This window comes from Blautia sp. DFI.3.45 (assembly GCF_020593505.1).
Lineage (GTDB): Bacteria > Bacillota > Clostridia > Lachnospirales > Lachnospiraceae > Blautia_A > Blautia_A wexlerae.
Map to the genome: position 1 here is coordinate 16,020 of NZ_JAJDMI010000008.1, position 18,188 is coordinate 34,207.

An 18,188-nucleotide genomic window follows, 5' to 3' on the forward strand; every position below is an offset into this window, starting at 1 on the left:
CAAATCGCAGAAGGCTGAGAAATCGACATTGACATCTATGTAATGAAACTGTAAAATATATAATGTCAGTGGCAAAATACCTTTTGTCCCTGACACCATATTTTATAAAGTACGGAACAGTTATAATAATATCAGAGAGAGGTTTCCTCTTCTGACCTGATATCAAATATTACCTGAAGACTATATACCTATTCTAAGGAGGATATTATGAAAAATAAAAGAGTACTAATGTTATTGGCCTTAACAGCTGTATTATCTGTTTCCATGACTGCATGTAGCTTTGGAGGCGGCAGTGACGAGGATTCAAGTGTGGTACAGGTAACTCCCACACCGGAGCCAACCAAAGCAGCGAAAGCAACTCCTACCCCTGCACCGGCCAATGCCCAGAATACTACCTATACATCTAAGAACAAAGCAGTATCCATTAAACTTCCGGATGCGACATGGGCGAATAAATCAGATTCTGACGATATGTTAAGCTTCGAGTCACCGAAACAGGGCAAACTCCTGATCCTGCATGGTTCCGGTGAGGAGGATATGTCTGTGGCGATCATTCCAAGTTCACAGGATACAGCCTCTGCACTTGTAAAGGCAGATAATCTTGTAGAAGGTACAGATTTTGAGATCCAGGATTATAAATCAGAGGAAGTCAGCGGTGTAAATGTTTACAGCTATACAGTTCATTACCTCACTGACAAGAGTGACTATAAATATGTTGTAAATAAATATTTCACAGATAATACAACAGAATTTTACAGTGTTGCAGGTTCTGTAAAGGATGAGAAAGCACTGGCAGGAATCAAGACTTCTGTTGATTCATTCACTATTTCCGGTGATTCTGTACTGAAAGCAGCAGCAACAGGAAAAACTTCAGGAACTACAGCAGGTACAACTGCGGACGGCACTTCAGGAACTACAGGAACAGCGGCTGCAGGTACAGACACAACAGCATCCGGCAGTTCATCAGATGGAAGTTCTTCAGCAGGCACAGACGGTTCTTACAATGGTACTTCATCGGACGGTTCATCAGATTACAGTTCATCAGACTATACTTCTGATGGCAGCAGTGACGGATCTTATGATTATGACGATGGTTCCTCCAATGGATATTATGCAGACGGAACACCTGTGGGAACAGATGATCCGGACTATGATACAGATCAGACAAGAACTATTTACAGAAACTCCGATGGATATCCGCTTGTAATTTATCCGAACGGTGACGGTACATGGTGTGATGATGACGGAAATACCTATGATTTTGCTAATGGTGAGGACGTTTATGATGAGAACGGCGTTGACTATTACTATCATGGAGAACCGGCGTATGTCCGCTATATGCCTAAGAATCAGTAACAGAAAAGTTGAAAAGGACGGCTGCTGTAAAAAAACAGTCGTCCTTTTTTGCGCTGACAGAGAACAACCTGTTATTTACATAAGAACGGATATTGTGATAGAATAGCAGAGAAAATATGTGTTGCTGTGAACAGTAAAACAGGTAGATAATGAGGGCTGATGAATGGAATCATATGGAAGATTTGCCGGTGTTTATGATGTTTTCATGGATAATGTAAACTATCGTGAATGGGCAGACTATATTATAGAAACACTGGCTCAGGACGGGATCAGGGATGGTCTGGTTCTGGAGCTGGGATGTGGAACAGGTACTGTGACAGAGATGCTTGCAGATGCCGGATATGATATGATCGGTATCGATAATTCTGAGGAGATGCTTGCAGAGGCTATGGAGAAGCGGGCAAAATCAGGACATGATATTCTGTATCTTTTGCAGGATATGCAGGATTTTGAGTTATATGGTACGGTTCGTGCTGTGATCAGTGTCTGTGACAGTATGAATTATCTGACGGATGAGGAAGATCTGGAGTATCTTTTTGCACTGGTAAATAATTATCTGGATCCGGGCGGACTGTTCATTTTTGATATGAATACGATCCATAAATACCGGGATGTGATCGGCGATACGACTATTGCTGAGGACAGAGAGGACGGAAGCTTTATCTGGGAGAACAGTTATGACAGGGAAAATGCCCTGAATGTATATGAACTGGCACTTTTTCTTCCAAGAGAAGACGGATTGTATGAGAAGTGTGAGGAGGAACATGTACAGAAAGCGTATTCCATAGAAGCAATCAAAGCTATGATTGTGAAGGCAGGAATGGAACTGGTGGCAGTCTGTGATGCATATACTCATAATCCGGGTGATGAGAACTGTGAACGTCTGACTTTTGTTGCAAGAGAGCATGGAAAAAGTGCACAGAACGGATATCATGGAAAAATCCCGGAGAAACCTGAGACACATCGCGCGGATAGTGGTGTGTGAACAGTAACTATTTTTGGACGTTAACGTCTGTTTACAAAATAATATGAAAGAAATAACAGGAGTAATAAACGAATGAACGATTATATTATCAGAGCAATTGCAGCGAATGATCAGATTCGTGCATTTGCGGCAGTTACTACAGAAACAGTAGAAACAGCGAGACAGGATCACAATACAAGTCCGGTAGCCACAGCAGCACTGGGACGTCTTCTTACAGCAGGTGCCATGATGGGTACCATGATGAAGGGGGATAAGGACATCCTCACACTTCAGATTAAGGCAGGAGGTCCTCTGGAAGGAATTACTGTGACTGCAGATTCCAAAGGTCGTGTAAAGGGATATGTGGGAAATCCTGATGTATGTATCCCGGCAAACAGCAAGGGAAAACTGGATGTTGCAGGTGCTGTCGGTATAGGATTTATGAATGTGATCAAGGATATGGGATTGAAAGAGCCTTATGTTGGACAGGTTGCGCTTCAGACCAGTGAGATCGCAGAAGACCTTACCTATTATTTTGCTACAAGTGAACAGGTACCGTCAGCAGTTGGTCTCGGAGTTCTTATGAATAAAGACAATACAGTACGTCAGGCTGGCGGATTTATCGTGCAGCTGATGCCGTTTGCAGAAGAAAGCACAATTGCTAAGCTTGAGGAAAATGTACAGAAAATCACATCTGTTACAAATCTTCTGGAAGAGGGACATACTCCTGAGAGTCTGCTTGAGAAAGTTCTGGAGGGCTTTGACATGGAGATCAATGAGAAAGTTCCTACGGAATTTTACTGTAACTGCAGCAGAGAAAGAGTGGAGAAAGCCCTGATCAGCATCGGAAGAAAAGAACTCAATGAAATGATTCAGGAAGGTAAGTCCATCGAGATGAACTGCCATTTCTGTAATAAGAATTATGAATTTACAGTGGAAGAACTGAAAGAAATCCTGCGTAAATGTAAATAAGAGATGCAAATGTACTGACAGATAGATCTGCCGGAGCACAGGGAAGAAGAGGTAGAAAATGAAAAACGGTTATATCAAAACAGCGGCCGCAACACCTTATATCACAGTTGCAGACTGCAATGCCAATGGAAATGAGATTATCAGACTGATCCATGAGATGGAAAAAGAACATGTGAAGGTTATGGTTTTTCCGGAGCTTTGTATCACAGGCTATACCTGTCAGGACCTTTTCCTGCAGAGACGTCTTCTCGACAGCGCCTGGGAAACTTTGCTGAAGATCACAAAGGAAACTGCTGATGTGGATGCCCTTGTTTTTATAGGTGTGCCTTTCAGAAATCATGGAAAATTATATAATGTGGCAGCGGTTTTAAACAGAGGTGAGATTATCGGGCTGGTTCCGAAAACTTATCTTCCAAACTATGGAGAGTTTTATGAGCAGCGCCATTTTGCATCAGGTCTTGGATGTCTGGAATATGTGGATATTGAGGGAAAGAGAGTTCCTTTCGGAACAGATATTCTTTTTATCTGTGAGGAGGAGCCGGAGCTTGTGGCAGCAGCAGAGATCTGTGAGGATTTATGGGTGACACTGCCGCCAAGCGTTCTCCATGCACAGGCAGGAGCGAATCTGATTGTGAATCTGTCAGCCAGCAATGAGATGGTCGGAAAGGACAGCTACCGCAGAGATCTTGTTTCCGGACAGTCTGCACGTCTGGTGTGCGGATATGTATATGCAAATGCAGGAGAAGGTGAGTCCACACAGGATCTGGTCTTTGGCGGTCAGAATATGATTGCAGAGAATGGAGTGATCCTTGCGGAAGGAAAACGTTTCCACAATGGTATTGTATACAGTGAGATTGATGTGCAGAGGCTGAACGATGAGAGAAGAAGACTGACTACTTATCAGCCGGCTGACGACAGTGATCACATTAAAGTGTGCTTCCATCTGAATGTGGAAGAGACAAAACTGACCAGAAAATATTCGCAGTATCCTTTCGTACCTTCACGAAAAGAAGAAAGGGATATGCGCTGTGATGAAATCCTGAATATTCAGGCAATGGGACTTAAGAAACGTATGGATCATATCCATTGCCATAAGGCAACAGTGGGACTTTCCGGAGGTCTGGATTCCACACTGGCACTGCTTGTGATCGCAAGAGCCTTTGACCTTTCCGGTGCGGACAGAAAGGATATTCACTGTATTACCATGCCATGCTTTGGAACTACAGACAGAACTTATCAGAATGCCTGCAAATTAAGTCAGTGTCTGGGTGCGACTTTAAGTGAGATTAATATCAAAGAAGCAGTAAATGTACATTTCCGGGATATTGCTCATGATCCGTCTGTGCATGATGTGACTTATGAGAACAGCCAGGCAAGAGAGAGAACGCAGATCCTGATGGACAGTGCAAATCAGGATGGCTCGATTCTGGTGGGAACAGGAGATCTGTCTGAACTGGCTCTGGGATGGGCAACCTACAATGGTGACCATATGTCCATGTACGGAGTGAATGCTTCAGTGCCGAAAACTCTGGTGCGTCATCTTGTACGTTATTATGCGGATACCTGCAAAGATGAGAAGCTGACAGAGGTTCTTCTTGATATTCTGGATACGCCGGTAAGTCCGGAGCTTCTGCCGCCTAAGGATGGCAAGATCGCACAGAAGACAGAAGATCTGGTGGGACCTTATGAACTTCACGATTTCTATCTGTACTATATGCTTCGTGCAGGATTTGAACCGGAGAAAATTTACAGGCTGGCATGTGAGACTTTTGAAGGAATGTATGATAAGGAGACAATCTTCAAATGGCTGAAAACCTTCTATTGGAGATTTTTTGCACAGCAGTTTAAACGTTCCTGCCTTCCGGATGGCCCGAAGGTGGGAAGCGTTGCGGTTTCACCGAGAGGTGATCTGAGAATGCCAAGTGATGCAAGTGCAGGAGTATGGCTGGAGCAGCTTGAAAATATGGATCTTTAGAATCGCATAGCGGAGTGGAGGATTTTATCCGCGTGATTTTGCATGGTGAAGCGGAGAACGATCAGTTGTTCTCCGCTTTTTTCAGTGCTGTTTCAATTGCATTCAAAAGAATCATGGAAGTATACTTCTGATCTTCGGAATATTGGATGTTTTCCAGCGACTGGGAGGTATAGATCTGGCTGGCCAGTGATTCCAGAGCCGGTTCCATGAGAGGAAACATGGCTGCGGTGCTTTCGCTTAAATTTACCAGACGGATGGAAGTTACCCTGTCAGAGTCAACGGTTACTTCCAGGTCAAAGGTGTTTTCATTCAGGTCGATGGAGGAAGTATAAATTCCCGGTTTGTACAGGCTTTTGGCATCGGCTGAGGCACTTTTTTTCTGACCGGGTCCAAACATGAAAAAAAGTACAATAGCCAGGATGACAGCAAGAAGAAGGAAAATGCCGGTGTATATAACTTCCTTCATATGTAGGACTATGATTTTTGTTTTTGCACTCATGGTACACGCCTCCTGGATGGTTTTGTATATTCTATTACAGAAGTGCTTAAATTATGATATACTGAAACAACGAATGTGAGTAACCGACAGTAAGGAGAGAAGAATGTCATTACAGTTTATTATCGGCAGTTCCGGTGCCGGAAAGTCTTATTTTGCATATGAGAGAGTAATCCGGGAGTCCATGGAACACCCGGAGAGAAATTACTATATTATTGTTCCGGAGCAGTTTACCATGCAGACACAGAAGACGCTGGTGGAAATGCACCCGGGAAAAGGAATCCTGAATATTGACATCCTGAGCTTTGAACGTCTTGCGTACCGTGTATTTGAAGAAACCGGCGGAGATAACAGAAAGGTTCTGGAAGATACGGGAAAAAGCATGGTGCTGCAGAAAATGGTGCAGCAGCACAGAAGGGAACTTGCCTATCTGGGAAGCCAGATGAATAAGCCGGGATATCTGGATGAGGTGAAATCTCTGGTGTCAGAATTTATGCAGTATGATATCAGAGAAGAGAATCTGGCAGAAATGAAAGAGAAGGCCAAAGATCAGCCATTACTTGAAATGAAGCTTAAGGATGTGGGAATCCTTTATCAGTCATTCAGGGAATTCCTGAAGGGGCATTATATGACTGGAGAAGAAGTGATGGATGTCCTGCTTAAACAGCTTCCTTTTTCCGAAAAACTTAAGGGAGCGGAATTTCTCTTTGATGGATTTACCGGATTCACGCCAATTCAGGTAAATGTACTCAGGGAACTTCTGGTCATTGCTGACCGAATAAGTGTTACTGTGACTATGGACGAACGGGAGGATGCTTTTTCGCCGGGAAAACCTTATCAGCTTTTCTTTATGAGCAAACAGATGATACGGACACTTGCAGGGCTGACCAGAGATCTGGAGGATCCGGTGTATCTGAAACCATCCGGACAGTCCCGGTTTGCACATGCACCTGCCTTACAGTTTCTGGAGAAAAATATCTTCCGCTACAGAAAGGGCGTGTATGCCGAAGAACAGCAGGAGATAAAAATATTTACTGCGCCATCCCCCCTGGAAGAAATGCGGGAGGCTGCCAGAAGGATGTCAGAACTTGTGCGTACTTGCGGATACCACTATGGTGAGATTGCAGTGATCACAGGAAATCTGGAAGAATATGCAAGACTTGCAGCACAGGTATTTGAGGAGGCAGATATTCCATATTTTATTGACGAGAAGCACTCGGTAATGATGAATCCTTTTGTGGAGTATCTGCGCGCTGCCATGGAGATGGCGGTACAGGGATTTCCTTATGAGAGCGTTTTCCGTTATCTCAGATGCGGGATGTCAGAAGTTACCAGAGAACAGGCTGATAAGCTGGAGAATTACGTGCTGGCGCTGGGAATCCGGGGATATAAGAAATGGTCTGAAAAATGGGTTCGTGTGTACAGAGGAATGGAAGCGGAGAAGATACAGGAACTGAATGAGATCAGAGAAATCTTTGCGGAAGAAGTAAGGGAACTTGCGCAGGGATTTGGTTCCGGTAAGAAGACAGTGGAAGAGTACTGCCGGATTCTCTATGAGTTTATCCAAAAAAGCAATGTCTGGCAGAAACTGAAACGACAGGAGCGAAAGTTTAAAGAGTCAGGCGATAAAGCAATGGAAAAAGAATATAACCAGATTTATGGAATTGTGATGGACCTGCTGGATAAGATGGTTGAGATTCTTGGCGAAGAAACGGTAAACAGACAGGAGTTTCGACAGCTTCTGGAATCAGGACTTTCTCAGGCAAAAGTAGCACTGATTCCGCCGAGCATAGATCAGGTAATGGTGGGTGATATGGAACGATCCCGCTTAAAGGAGATTAAGGCGTTGTTCTTTGTTGGCGTGAATGAGGGAAATATCCCAAAGAGCACACAGACAGGCGGAATCTTATCAGAGCTTGACAGGGATTTCTTCCAGGAGCAAGGAGTGGAACTGGCACCGGGGCCTAAAGAACTGATGAATATGCAGAGGTTTTATCTGTATCTGAATATGACGAAACCGGGAGAAAAGCTGATCCTCTCCTATAGTGATACCAATGCAAAAGGAGAAGGCATAAGTCCGGCATATCTGATCGGGAGTATACGCAGTCTGTATCCGAAGCTGGAAATTGAAAATTCTTATTGTTATCCGGAAAATCCGGAAGCTGGGATTGATCTGTTTCTGGAGAAGCTGGTACAGGAGACAGAGAAAGAACATGAGGATATTCTGGAGCAGGCAGATGAGACGGATGCAATGTTTGGAGAGCTTTACAGCTGGTATCTGCGGAATCCGGAATACAGAAGCAGAGTACAGAAGCTGGTACAGTCGGCTTTTGCCGGAAAACCAGAGGACATTATCAGCCAGAGTGTGGCGAAGGCATTATACGGAGAGGTTTCACCTTACAGTGCTACCAGACTGGAACGTTTTGCAGCCTGTGCATTTGCACATTTCCTTCAGTATGGAATGAAGCTTACCGAGCGTGTGGAATATGAGTTTAAACCTATGGATATGGGAAATGTTATGCATGAAGCACTGGAAAGCTTTGCAGAAGAAGTGCGAAAAAGAGGCATGAAATGGACAGAGCTGACAGAACAGGAACGGAATGAGATTGCGGACCGGTGTCTGGATAATATTGTGGCAGATTATGGAAACACGGTGCTCAAAAGCAGTGCCAGAAATGAATATATGATCGAGAGAACAAGGAGAATCCTCAGAAGGACGGTATGGGCACTTCAGAAACAGTTGGAACAGGGAGAATTTCAGCCAGAAGGCTTTGAGGTAACCTTCGGGGGAGGACGGATTGACAGAGTAGATATTATGGAAGATCAGAATAAGGTGTATGTGAAGGTGATTGATTATAAAACCGGAAATACATCCTTTGACCTGGTTTATCTGTATCATGGCCTGCAGTTACAGCTGATGATCTATCTGGATGGTGCTCTGCGTGTAGAGCAGAAGAAATATCCGGATAAGGAGATTATTCCTGCGGGAGTTTTTTATTACAATATCAAGGATCCTATGATCCAGGAGAAGATAGATGCGGATGTGGAAGCAGTCAGTGCAGGTCTTATGAAAGAACTGAAGATGAATGGGCTGGTTCAGGCAGATCCGGAGCTTGTGTACAGAATGGACAGCAGTCTTGGCTCCATTCCTGTCGCATTTAATAAGGACGGAAGCTTTCGCAAAAATTCTTCTGTGGCAGACAGAACACAGTTCGCAGTGCTTGGACGGTATGTAAGGACGAAGATTGAGAAGATAAGAAGTTCTATTCTGGAGGGAGATGCAGAGGTTTCTCCCTATGAGCTCGGAAAAAAGAATGCGTGTACTTATTGTCCGTATATGACGGTATGCGGATTTGACCGCAGGCTGTCAGGATATGAATTCCGCAGACTGAAAAACTTCTCTGATGAGGAATTATGGAAAGCATTTGACAGGGAGGCAGAATAAGATGGGCGTACAGTGGACAAAGGAGCAGCAGGAGGTTATACGGCTGCGGGACAGAAATATTCTGGTCAGTGCGGCAGCTGGGTCCGGAAAAACGGCAGTACTGGTAGAACGTATCCTGAGTAAGATAACAGATAAAGAACACCCTGTGGATATTGACAGACTGCTGATCATGACATTTACAAGAGCGGCAGCAGGTGAAATGAAAGAGAGGATCTCGGCAGCTATTGAAAAAGCACTCTGTGAGGATCCCGATAATGAGCATCTGCAGAGACAGACAACCCTGCTTCATACTGCACAGATTACAACTATTGATGGTTTCTGTGCCTATATTATCCGGAATTACTTTCATCTGATCGGACTGGATCCGGGATATCGGACGGCAGATGAGGGGGAGCTGAAGCTTCTGCGAGGAGATGTTGTGAAAGCACTGCTTGAAGAATATTATGCCAAAAAAGATGAAAAGTTTCAGAAATTCGTGGAATGCTTTGCAACAGGAAAGTCAGATGAAAATCTGGGAAACCTGATACAGAAATTATATGAAATGGCTATGAGCAATCCTTTTCCGCAGGAATGGCTGTCCGGGTGTATGGATGATTACAGGATTGATTCCCTGGAAGAGTTAAGAGAGACTGAGTGGATGAGGATGCTCTGGGATGCAGTGAAGGATGAACTGCAGGAAGCGAAGCTTCTGGTGCAGGAGGCTCGAAGAATCTGCTCAGAGCCGGATGGTCCGTATCTGTATGATGAGGCACTGAGCAGTGATCTGCTTCTTATAAGAAGTCTGCAGGAACTGGCAGAGAAAAGAGATTATAATGGAACTGCAGAAATACTTATGAAACCCTCATTTGCCCGGCTGAGCACAAAGAAGGCTGCGGATGTAGATGAACAGAAGAAGCAGAGAGTGAAAGATCTCCGGGATGAGGAAAAGGGGATTCTGAAGGAACTGGGGCAGCGATATTTCCAGAGTGCAGAGAAAGAACTTCTGGAAGTGATCAGATATATCAGAGGCCCAATAGAGATGTTAGTTGAGTTGACGGCACGATTTAAAAAACAGTTCGGAGAGGCGAAGAGAGAAAAGAATATTCTGGATTTTACGGATATGGAACATTTTGCCCTGCAGATACTGATGACGAAAGAAGGGGAAGAAATCCATATGTCTCAGGCTGCGAGAGAGCTCTCCGCAAAGTATGATGAAGTCTTGGTGGATGAATATCAGGACAGTAACTTAGTGCAGGAGCTTCTGACAACAGCAGTATCCGGGTGGATCAACCAGAAGAAAAATATCTTCATGGTAGGAGATGTAAAGCAGAGTATCTATCGTTTCCGTCTGGCAAGGCCGGAGCTTTTCATGGAAAAATATAAAAGTTATTCCACAGAAGAAGCACAGGAGCAGAGAATTGACCTGCACAAAAATTTCCGGAGCAGGGAACAGGTTCTGGAGAGTGTAAACTTTATTTTCCGACAGATCATGGGGGAAGACCTGGGAGGGATTACCTATGACAAAGATGCAGCCCTTTATCCTGGAGCTTCTTTTCCGGAAGGAGAGTCAGAGGAATTTGTAAAGACAGAGGTTCTTCTGGTCGAGAGAGACGGAGAAGAACTGTCTGATGTACAGGACTATGAAGACGCAGGTGCATCGGGAAACCGCAGGGAAATGGAAAATCAGACCGGGCAGGAACTGGAGGCGCTGGCCATTGCACAGAGAATTAAAGAAATTGTGGGAAAAGAACAGATCGTAGATAAAGAGAAGAAGGAATACCGGTCTGTGGAATACGGGGATATTGTAATCCTGCTGCGCACTGCCTATGGATGGGCAGAAACATTCAGGGAAGTGCTGGCATCTCAGGGGATTCCCGTATATTGTACATCAAGAACCGGATATTTCTCTGCAACCGAGATTGTGACTGTATTGAATTATCTGAAGGTGTGTGACAATCCGCTGCAGGATATTCCGCTTATGGGAGTGCTTCGTTCACCAATCGTCGGATGCACTTCACAGGAACTGGCAGAGCTTAGAATACAGTATCCTGATGGTCTGCTCTATGAGAGTGTTTCGGCATATGCAGGAGAAAATGAAATCCCGGAAAAAGAACTGGATTCGGATAAGCTGAAATCTGAATTGTTAAACAGTAATCTGCGAACAGATGAAAAGAATTCTCTGAATATTAAATTAAAAGGATTTCTGAGTCTACTTGAAAAGGTAAGAAATATGGCTGCATATACGCCGGTCCACGAATTGATCCTTTATGTGCTAAAAGAAACCGGGTATGGAGATTATGCAAGGGCACTTCCGGGAGGGGAGCAGCGTTTTGCAAATCTTACCATGCTTGTGGAGAAAGCTATGGACTACGAGAAGACAAGCTACAGGGGTCTGTTTAACTTTGTTCGTTATATCGAACAGCTACAGGCATATCAGGTAGACTATGGAGAAGTCAATCTGACAGGAGCGGGCAATACCGCAGTGGAGATCATGACGATCCACAAGAGTAAGGGACTTGAATTTCCGGTAGTATTTGTGGCCGGTATGGGAAAACAGTTTAATTTTCAAGATATGAATGCAGGTCTTTTGCTTCATCCGGAACTGGGAATAGGGGCTGATGCTATCATACCGGAGAAACGGGTGATCGCATCTTCGCTGAATAAGCAGGTGATCAGAAGACAGCTTCTGAAAGAGAGTCTGGGAGAGGAACTGAGGGTACTTTACGTTGCCATGACAAGAGCAAAAGAGAAACTGATCCTTACAGGAACAGTCGGAAAGCTGGAAAAGCAGATGCTGTCGCTGTCGCGTTTTCTGGATGAGGAAGAAGAACTGCTCCCACTGGGAACCAGAATGAAAGCAAAGAATTACTGGGCTTTTGTACTGCCTGCACTGGTGCGGCATCGGGCCATGAGTGAACTTCTGTGGGAATATGGAATCCTCATGAAGAAACAGCCGGGGATTTACGATGATATCTCTGAGTTTGTGATAAAAAAGATCACTGTCCGTCAGATGACAGAAAAGGCAGTTCTCATCCAGGCAGGAAACCAGATGCAGGAGGAATATCTGAAGAACTGGGATGAAAATAAAGTGTATGATGAGGTTGTGAAGGAAGAGATAGAGAAGAGATTTTCCTTTGTATATCCGTATAAATATCTGGAAGATATTCCGGTTAAAGTCAGTGTTTCGGATCTGAAAAAGAGAAGCTGGCATGATGAAAGTGAACTGGAAGAGAATATCAGTGTGTCTGCCGAAGAGCAGGATGAAGAACAGGAAGTGCCGGTTCCTGCATTTATGGCAGAGAAGCAGGAAGAGTATAAGGGGGCTGCCAGAGGTACTGCTTACCACAGAGTAATGGAATGTCTGGATTATGCAGAAGCAGATACAGAGGAACAGCTTCGGGCTCAGTTAAAGAGACTTCTGGAGAGCCAGAAAATGACAGAGCAGGAAGCGGAATGTATTCGGATCCGAGATATCAGGAGGTTTGTGGAGTCCGGACTGGGGCAGAGAATGAAGAAGGCTGCCATGAAAAAACATCTTTACAGAGAACAGCCTTTTGTGATTCAGAGAAGTGCTTCTATGCTCGATGATGGTTGGAAGAACGAAACAGTGCTGGTGCAGGGAATTATCGATGCCTATTTTATGGAAGAGGAAGAGATTGTTCTTGTGGACTATAAAACGGATAGAGTGAAGAGAGGACAGGAACAGAAGCTGATCGATCTGTATCATGTGCAGCTTGAGGATTATGCCCGGGCATTGGAGCGGATGACAGGGAAAAAAGTGAAGGAGAAGATTATTTATTCGTTTACATTGCAGAAAGAGATATTGCTGTAGGCGGAATAAAAATTTATTATTATGAATTCAAATATCCGGCAGGGATAAGCGCGTGTTATACGCGCCACCCTGCCGGATATTTGTTTTTCAGGATCTGGTTGACCAGTTTGCCGAAGCCAATGGGATATCCATCTGCACAGAGGAGATGCCAGCCTTTTTTGTGAGCTGCTTCTTCGGGTTCGATATTTAAGGTTTCACCCTTTAAATATCTGGTGATCCTTTCGTCAGAAGCGGAGAGAGAGATGACTGCTTCTGCTTCATCTTTGCGGATTGCCAGTGCAAGTGGCTGAGACGGCTCGAAGCGGTTTTTCTTCAGGTCACCGAGATAGAGACCGTTTCTTAAGAAGGTGATGCCGCGGAAGTTGTGGGCAACCGGGGGAAGATAGTAGGCTTTATCACCGCGGATTTCCACACGTTCCCAGTCAAACGGCTGGCCGCAGAGAGTTTTCAGACCGATTTCGTTCAGAAATTCCTCAATCAGTGGAAATGCGTTTTTGTCCGGTTTTGTGTGAGGACAGGAGTTTTCCCGGATTGCCTGTCCTTTTTTACGGAAGAGCGCAAGGAAGTGTCCCTCTCCGTTCATTTTGTGTGGGAAAATCCGGATGCATTTGATAAGCTCAGGATTTCCGTTTCCCCATTCAGGAACTCCATGGGAGAAGCCTTCATAATCTTCCATTTCTGCCAGTTCCATGTCAGGACGGTTTTCCAGAAGATGGGAAACAGTTTGTTCGTCTTCTGCAGGCGCGAATGTGCAGGTAGAGTAAAGCATCAGTCCGCCGGGACGGAGCATATCGGCTGCCTGGAGGATAAGCTCTTTCTGGATTTCGGAAAGCTCCATGGATTTTTCGGGAGTCCAGTCTTTGGCAAGTGCTTCTTCCTTACGGAACATTCCTTCTCCGGAGCATGGAGCATCCAGGATGATCTTGTCGAAGAATTCGGGGAATGCTTTGGTTAACTTTGCAGGTGTTTCGTTTGCTACGAAGACATTTGGGATACCGAAGAGTTCCAGGTTGCGAAGGAGGGCTCTGGCGCGGGAAGTGCTGATATCGTTTGCTACCAGAAGCCCCTGTCCCTGAAGTGCTGCGCCTGCTGCAGTTGCCTTGCCGCCCGGGGCTGCGCAGAGGTCCAGGACTCTGTCACCCGGCTCGATGGGGATGCGGGAGGCGGGGGTCATGGCGCTGGGTTCCTGAAGGTAGTAGAGGCCGGCCTGGTAGTATGGGCATCTGGAAGGACGGATGTCTTCATTGTAGAAGTAGCCGTTTTTGATCCATGGGATCTGACGGGTTGGAAATGGAGACAGGTTTTCGAAGTCTTCGCAGGTGATCTTGGAGGTGTTTATGCGCAGGCCGTAGGTTCGGGGGGCATTGAAGCTGGAGAGGAAGGAGGGGTATTCGTTGCCGAGCATTTCTTTCATTCGGGTGAGGAAGGCGGGGTGGAGGGGTGTTGTGTTTTCGTTCATAATGGGTTGGTTTCCTTTGCTGTAGTTTTGGGTTGGTGGGGGGACGCGCAGGAAAATATATCTGTCTGAGTGCGGTTTCGGCATCTAAGATCTTCTAAGTCGGTAAAAATCTGCTAAAAGCATGGAGAAAAATGCAAAACTCGCTCCGCTGCAGGCTTCGCTCAGACAGGTTGCGATTTTTCTCCATAACGCAGATTTCTACCGGCTAAGAAGATCTAAGATGCCTGCAAATGCACTCAGACAGATATATTTTCCTGCGCTGTTTACTGAAAATAACTGTAGTATAACGTGAGGTTTATGGAATATTAAGTTTATGAAATACTATAGCAATTTAATAAAATAATGCAATCAAGACAGTTCAGCAGGACTTCATTCTATGATGGACTGGATTGTTTGCAGTAATTTATGAAATAAGAAATTGATATATGGCAATGCTTTTAAATGCATTATTTATGAGGATCGCTATAGTGAACCGGAAGACGTTAAGGAGGTATTTTCAGTAAAGGTATCAATATGATTATAAAGTATAAATGATTTTTGCTAAATAGTATTGACAAAATCATATTATACATCATATAATATCGTTAACAAAACAATATTGATGTTCTGTATAGTATGTGAACAGGATGGAATAAATGTATCAGATGTGAAATGGCGTTTACCTTTGGTATAGTCTGGAGCATTTTTCAGACACGCTCTAAGGCTGGATTGCAGAGATGATGCTGTCTGTACAGAACATAATTGAAACGAGGGAGTGAGCATATGGTTTTTAATACGGGTGCTGCGCTTCTGGATGCGGTTGTTCTGGCGGTTGTTTCTAAGGAGAAGGAAGGGACTTACGGGTATAAGATCACGCAGGATGTGCGTGGAGTTCTGGATGTTTCGGAGTCTACTTTGTATCCGGTGCTCAGGAGGCTGCAGAAGGATGATTGTCTGGAGGTTTACGATATGGCGTATGCAGGACGTAACAGGCGTTATTATAAGCTGACGGACAGAGGTGCTGCGCAGCTGGAGTTTTATAAAGCTGAATGGAAAATTTATGCATCCAAGATAAGCGGGATGTTTGAGGGAGGAATAGGATGATGGACAGGGCGCAGTTTATGCAGGAGCTGGAGAAGCTGCTTGCTGATATTTCCGAGACAGAGAGGCAGGATGCCCTTGATTTTTATAATAGTTATTTCGATGATGCAGGAGCTGAAAATGAAGCTTCGGTGCTCAGGGAACTTGGAAGTCCCAAGAAAGTTGCAGCGATCATCAAGGCGGATCTGAAAGGTTCGGCAGGAGGCTATGAGTATGGAGAATATACAGAGCATGGCTATGAGGATGCCCGGACTAAAGAGAGAGGCCAGATGCCTGAGAGATATGGAGAAGAGTCGGGAACAGGGAAGCGTTTTTTCAGAAAGGGGAATCAGGCGGTGCTGATCCTTGCGGTGATCCTGCTGGTTTTTATTTCTCCTTTTGTTAAGGGGGCTGTTGGTGGGATTCTGACATTTGCAGTTGGAATCTTACTGCTTCCGTTCTGGCTGATCGTTGGATTGGGCATAGGTGCTATGGCTTTACTGGTTGGCGGAATTGCAGCTGTTGTGGCTGGAGCAGGGCTTTTGGTTGTAATGACCGGAACCGGGATCCTGACCATAGGAATTGGATGTCTGATGATTGCTCTGGCAATCCTTATGATATTAGGACTGATCAGCATCGCAGTACACATTGTGCCGAAATGGTTTCGGAAGATTACCGACTTTTTTAACAGGTTGCTTTACAGAAAGAGAAAGGAGGAGGTTAAATGAAGAAGTTTACAAAAGGAATGTTGATCGCAGCGGGGATTTTTGGTGCTGTGGGAATCGGGCTGACAGCTGCCGGTGGTGTTATGGGAGCCAGTATGTCGGAACTGACAGGGGTGAAAAGCCTGAAAAGGGTGCTTCTGGTGGCAGACGGGGATTATGATTATGATGACAGCGATGATTATGATGACGATGATGATTATGACGATGATGATTATGATGACAGCGATGACTATGACAGCGATGATTATGACGACAGCGACGACTGTGACGACAGTGAGGATTATGCCCGCGCTGTTGATGAGAATGAGGAAGATGGCACTGTATATCAGTTGAAGTATCAGCCCACAAAGCTGGATATAGAGCTGAAGTACGATGAGCTGATTCTGGAAGAGGGCGACAGTTTCTGTGTCAGAGTTTATGATGACAGTGGGAAGAATGTGACAGTGAAGGAGAGTTCAGATACTCTTAAGGTCAGAAGCACGAAAAAACTGTCTAAGACCAGAAAGGTGTGTATCTCCTATCCGAAAGATATTAAGCTTCAGGAGTTGGAGATTGAGATGGGTGCAGGTACTGTTTATATGAACAGAGATATTGAGACAGAGAAGCTGAGTGTGGAGATGGGAGCCGGGGAATTTGAAAGTAAGAATCCGGTGACTGCAAGGGAGGCAGATCTGGAAATCGGAACCGGAAGTATGACATTTGCAGATCTGAGCGCCAGGAAGACAGATGGAGAATGTGGTCTGGGTGAACTGGATCTGACACTGACCGGTACGCAGGAGGATTATAATTATGATCTGGAATGTGGAGTGGGAAATCTGGATGTAGGTTCTGATTCCTACAGTGGACTTGGACGGGAGAAAACCATTTCCAATAAAGGCGCGGACAGGAAATTGGATCTGGAGTGCGGTATGGGAAATATATCAGTAGATTTCTCCGGGAAAGAGCACAGAGATTTGCAGATATCCTGAAGAGCATATACTCTGACGTGCAGAAATAAAAGTGGTATTTAACCGAATCAGGAAGTTATTCGGTGTAGAGTAAGTAGCGAAGCGGATGATTTTATCTGCTTGACTAATCTGGGTTTAAGGAGGAAATGGAACATGGGTGACAAACGTTTATACAAATCATCAGAAAACAGTATGCTTTGCGGTGTATGTGGAGGAATCGCAGAATATTTTGATATTGACCCTACGCTGGTGCGTCTGGCATGGGTGATCCTTACCTGCTTTGGCGGTGCGGGAATCTGGGCATATATCATTGCTGCAATTATTATTCCCAAAAGATAACATAATCCAATCTGCAATAGACAGAAGTTTAACCGAATCAGGCAGGCAGCGAAGCGGATTGCAAATATCCGTTTGAATGAAATACAGTATAAAAATTAAGAAAACAGCCCATACTCCAAAGAAAAGGAGTGTGGGCTGTTTTGGATAAAGAGAAGGAAATAAAAGCTTATCTTGATGGAGAATTATTGCCGGAGGTCAGAATGAAGTATGAAATTGCAGAGGAAATGGGACTGCTGGACAGAGTATTGAGTGATGGATGGAAAAGTCTGTCTGCAAAAGAGACCGGAAGGATCGGAGGGTTGATGACGAAACGAAAAAAAGAGAAATTGAAAAAATAAATAATATGGAATAAGCTTGTTCTCCGGACGATGATGCTGTAAAATTAAGAACAGGTATTAGAACGTGTTTGAAAAATCATTCTCACAAGATGCACGCCCCATTTTGTGGTATATTTTGTCCGAATTCGGTTGTCGTAGTCCGCTATGACGCCCTTATTCGAACAAAATCTCCCACAAATTGTGACGCACATCTTGCAGAAAGCCTTTTTCAGACACGCTCTGGAGTAGCTAAGAAATATGGGATGGAATTAACAGTTAAATATAAATTATAAAATCATATAAGTATATGTTGAGTTTTATAA

14 protein-coding genes and 1 pseudogene are annotated in these 18,188 nt (G+C 44.6%); 12 read left to right on the forward strand and 3 right to left on the reverse strand.

The window, feature by feature from the left end:
* Nucleotides 1-207: 207 nt before the first annotated feature.
* The 4 genes from LJE09_RS04530 (at nt 208) to LJE09_RS04545 (ending at nt 5,267) form a co-directional block, all read left to right on the forward strand.
* Nucleotides 208-1,356, forward strand: coding sequence for a hypothetical protein (locus LJE09_RS04530; protein WP_118613822.1), 1,149 nt, complete (start codon nt 208-210; stop codon nt 1,354-1,356).
* 163 nt (nt 1,357-1,519) lie between these two features.
* Nucleotides 1,520-2,341 carry a class I SAM-dependent DNA methyltransferase gene (locus LJE09_RS04535; RefSeq protein ID WP_118609755.1) on the forward strand — a complete coding sequence of 274 codons (822 nt, stop codon included), beginning with the start codon at nt 1,520-1,522 and terminating at the stop codon, nt 2,339-2,341.
* A gap of 72 nt (nt 2,342-2,413) precedes the next feature.
* Complete coding sequence (gene hslO / locus LJE09_RS04540; protein WP_117676321.1) at nt 2,414-3,292, forward strand: Hsp33 family molecular chaperone HslO; 879 nt, start codon at nt 2,414-2,416, stop codon at nt 3,290-3,292.
* Between the two features lie 58 nt (nt 3,293-3,350).
* Nucleotides 3,351-5,267 carry an NAD(+) synthase gene (locus LJE09_RS04545; RefSeq protein WP_227311008.1) on the forward strand — a complete coding sequence of 639 codons (1,917 nt, stop codon included), beginning with the start codon at nt 3,351-3,353 and terminating at the stop codon, nt 5,265-5,267.
* 61 nt (nt 5,268-5,328) lie between these two features.
* Here LJE09_RS04545 and LJE09_RS04550 read toward each other — a convergent pair whose 3' ends face one another.
* On the reverse strand, nt 5,329-5,766 hold the full coding sequence (locus LJE09_RS04550) for an FMN-binding protein (protein ID WP_008706640.1): 438 nt from the start codon (nt 5,764-5,766) through the stop codon (nt 5,329-5,331).
* Nucleotides 5,767-5,869: 103 nt separating this feature from the next.
* Here LJE09_RS04550 and LJE09_RS04555 point away from each other — a divergent pair, with 103 nt between their 5' ends.
* Nucleotides 5,870-9,208 (forward strand): PD-(D/E)XK nuclease family protein, encoded by a 3,339-nt coding sequence (locus LJE09_RS04555; RefSeq protein WP_227311009.1) that lies wholly within the window; start codon nt 5,870-5,872, stop codon nt 9,206-9,208.
* A gap of 1 nt (nt 9,209) precedes the next feature.
* A complete protein-coding gene (gene addA, locus LJE09_RS04560; protein ID WP_227311010.1) occupies nt 9,210-13,019 on the forward strand; it encodes a helicase-exonuclease AddAB subunit AddA in 3,810 nt (1,269 codons plus the stop codon).
* 55 nt (nt 13,020-13,074) lie between these two features.
* On the opposite strand, the gene LJE09_RS04565 is transcribed toward addA, so the two are convergent.
* The gene (locus tag LJE09_RS04565; protein ID WP_227311012.1) at nt 13,075-14,478 is read right to left on the reverse strand and encodes an RsmF rRNA methyltransferase first C-terminal domain-containing protein; all 1,404 of its coding nucleotides are present in this window, start codon (nt 14,476-14,478) and stop codon (nt 13,075-13,077) included.
* 762 nt (nt 14,479-15,240) lie between these two features.
* On the opposite strand from LJE09_RS04565, the gene LJE09_RS04570 reads away from it, so the two are divergent.
* From LJE09_RS04570 to LJE09_RS04590, 5 genes are all read left to right on the forward strand, one after another.
* Nucleotides 15,241-15,561, forward strand: a complete 321-nt coding sequence (locus LJE09_RS04570) for a PadR family transcriptional regulator (RefSeq protein ID WP_020993548.1) — start codon at nt 15,241-15,243, stop codon at nt 15,559-15,561.
* A complete protein-coding gene (locus LJE09_RS04575; protein ID WP_227311014.1) occupies nt 15,558-16,265 on the forward strand; it encodes a DUF1700 domain-containing protein in 708 nt (235 codons plus the stop codon). The genes LJE09_RS04570 and LJE09_RS04575 overlap by 4 nt, the downstream gene beginning before the upstream one ends.
* On the forward strand, nt 16,262-17,230 hold the full coding sequence (locus tag LJE09_RS04580) for a DUF4097 family beta strand repeat-containing protein (RefSeq protein WP_227311016.1): 969 nt from the start codon (nt 16,262-16,264) through the stop codon (nt 17,228-17,230). The genes LJE09_RS04575 and LJE09_RS04580 overlap by 4 nt, the downstream gene beginning before the upstream one ends.
* Before the next feature lie 132 nt (nt 17,231-17,362).
* A complete protein-coding gene (locus tag LJE09_RS04585; protein ID WP_008706626.1) occupies nt 17,363-17,548 on the forward strand; it encodes a PspC domain-containing protein in 186 nt (61 codons plus the stop codon).
* A 140-nt stretch (nt 17,549-17,688) separates the two neighbouring features.
* Nucleotides 17,689-17,886 (forward strand): small, acid-soluble spore protein, alpha/beta type, encoded by a 198-nt coding sequence (locus LJE09_RS04590; RefSeq protein ID WP_022380942.1) that lies wholly within the window; start codon nt 17,689-17,691, stop codon nt 17,884-17,886.
* A gap of 44 nt (nt 17,887-17,930) precedes the next feature.
* Here the strand turns inward: LJE09_RS04590 and LJE09_RS18685 are convergent, their stop codons facing one another.
* Complete coding sequence (locus tag LJE09_RS18685) at nt 17,931-18,077, reverse strand: DUF6783 domain-containing protein (protein WP_306441521.1); 147 nt, start codon at nt 18,075-18,077, stop codon at nt 17,931-17,933.
* Between LJE09_RS18685 and LJE09_RS18690 the strand changes: the two are divergent.
* Nucleotides 18,015-18,158 (forward strand): annotated as a pseudogene (locus LJE09_RS18690) (DUF6783 domain-containing protein); the annotation flags it as partial. The gene LJE09_RS18685 and the pseudogene LJE09_RS18690 overlap by 63 nt on opposite strands.
* Nucleotides 18,159-18,188 lie beyond the last annotated feature (30 nt).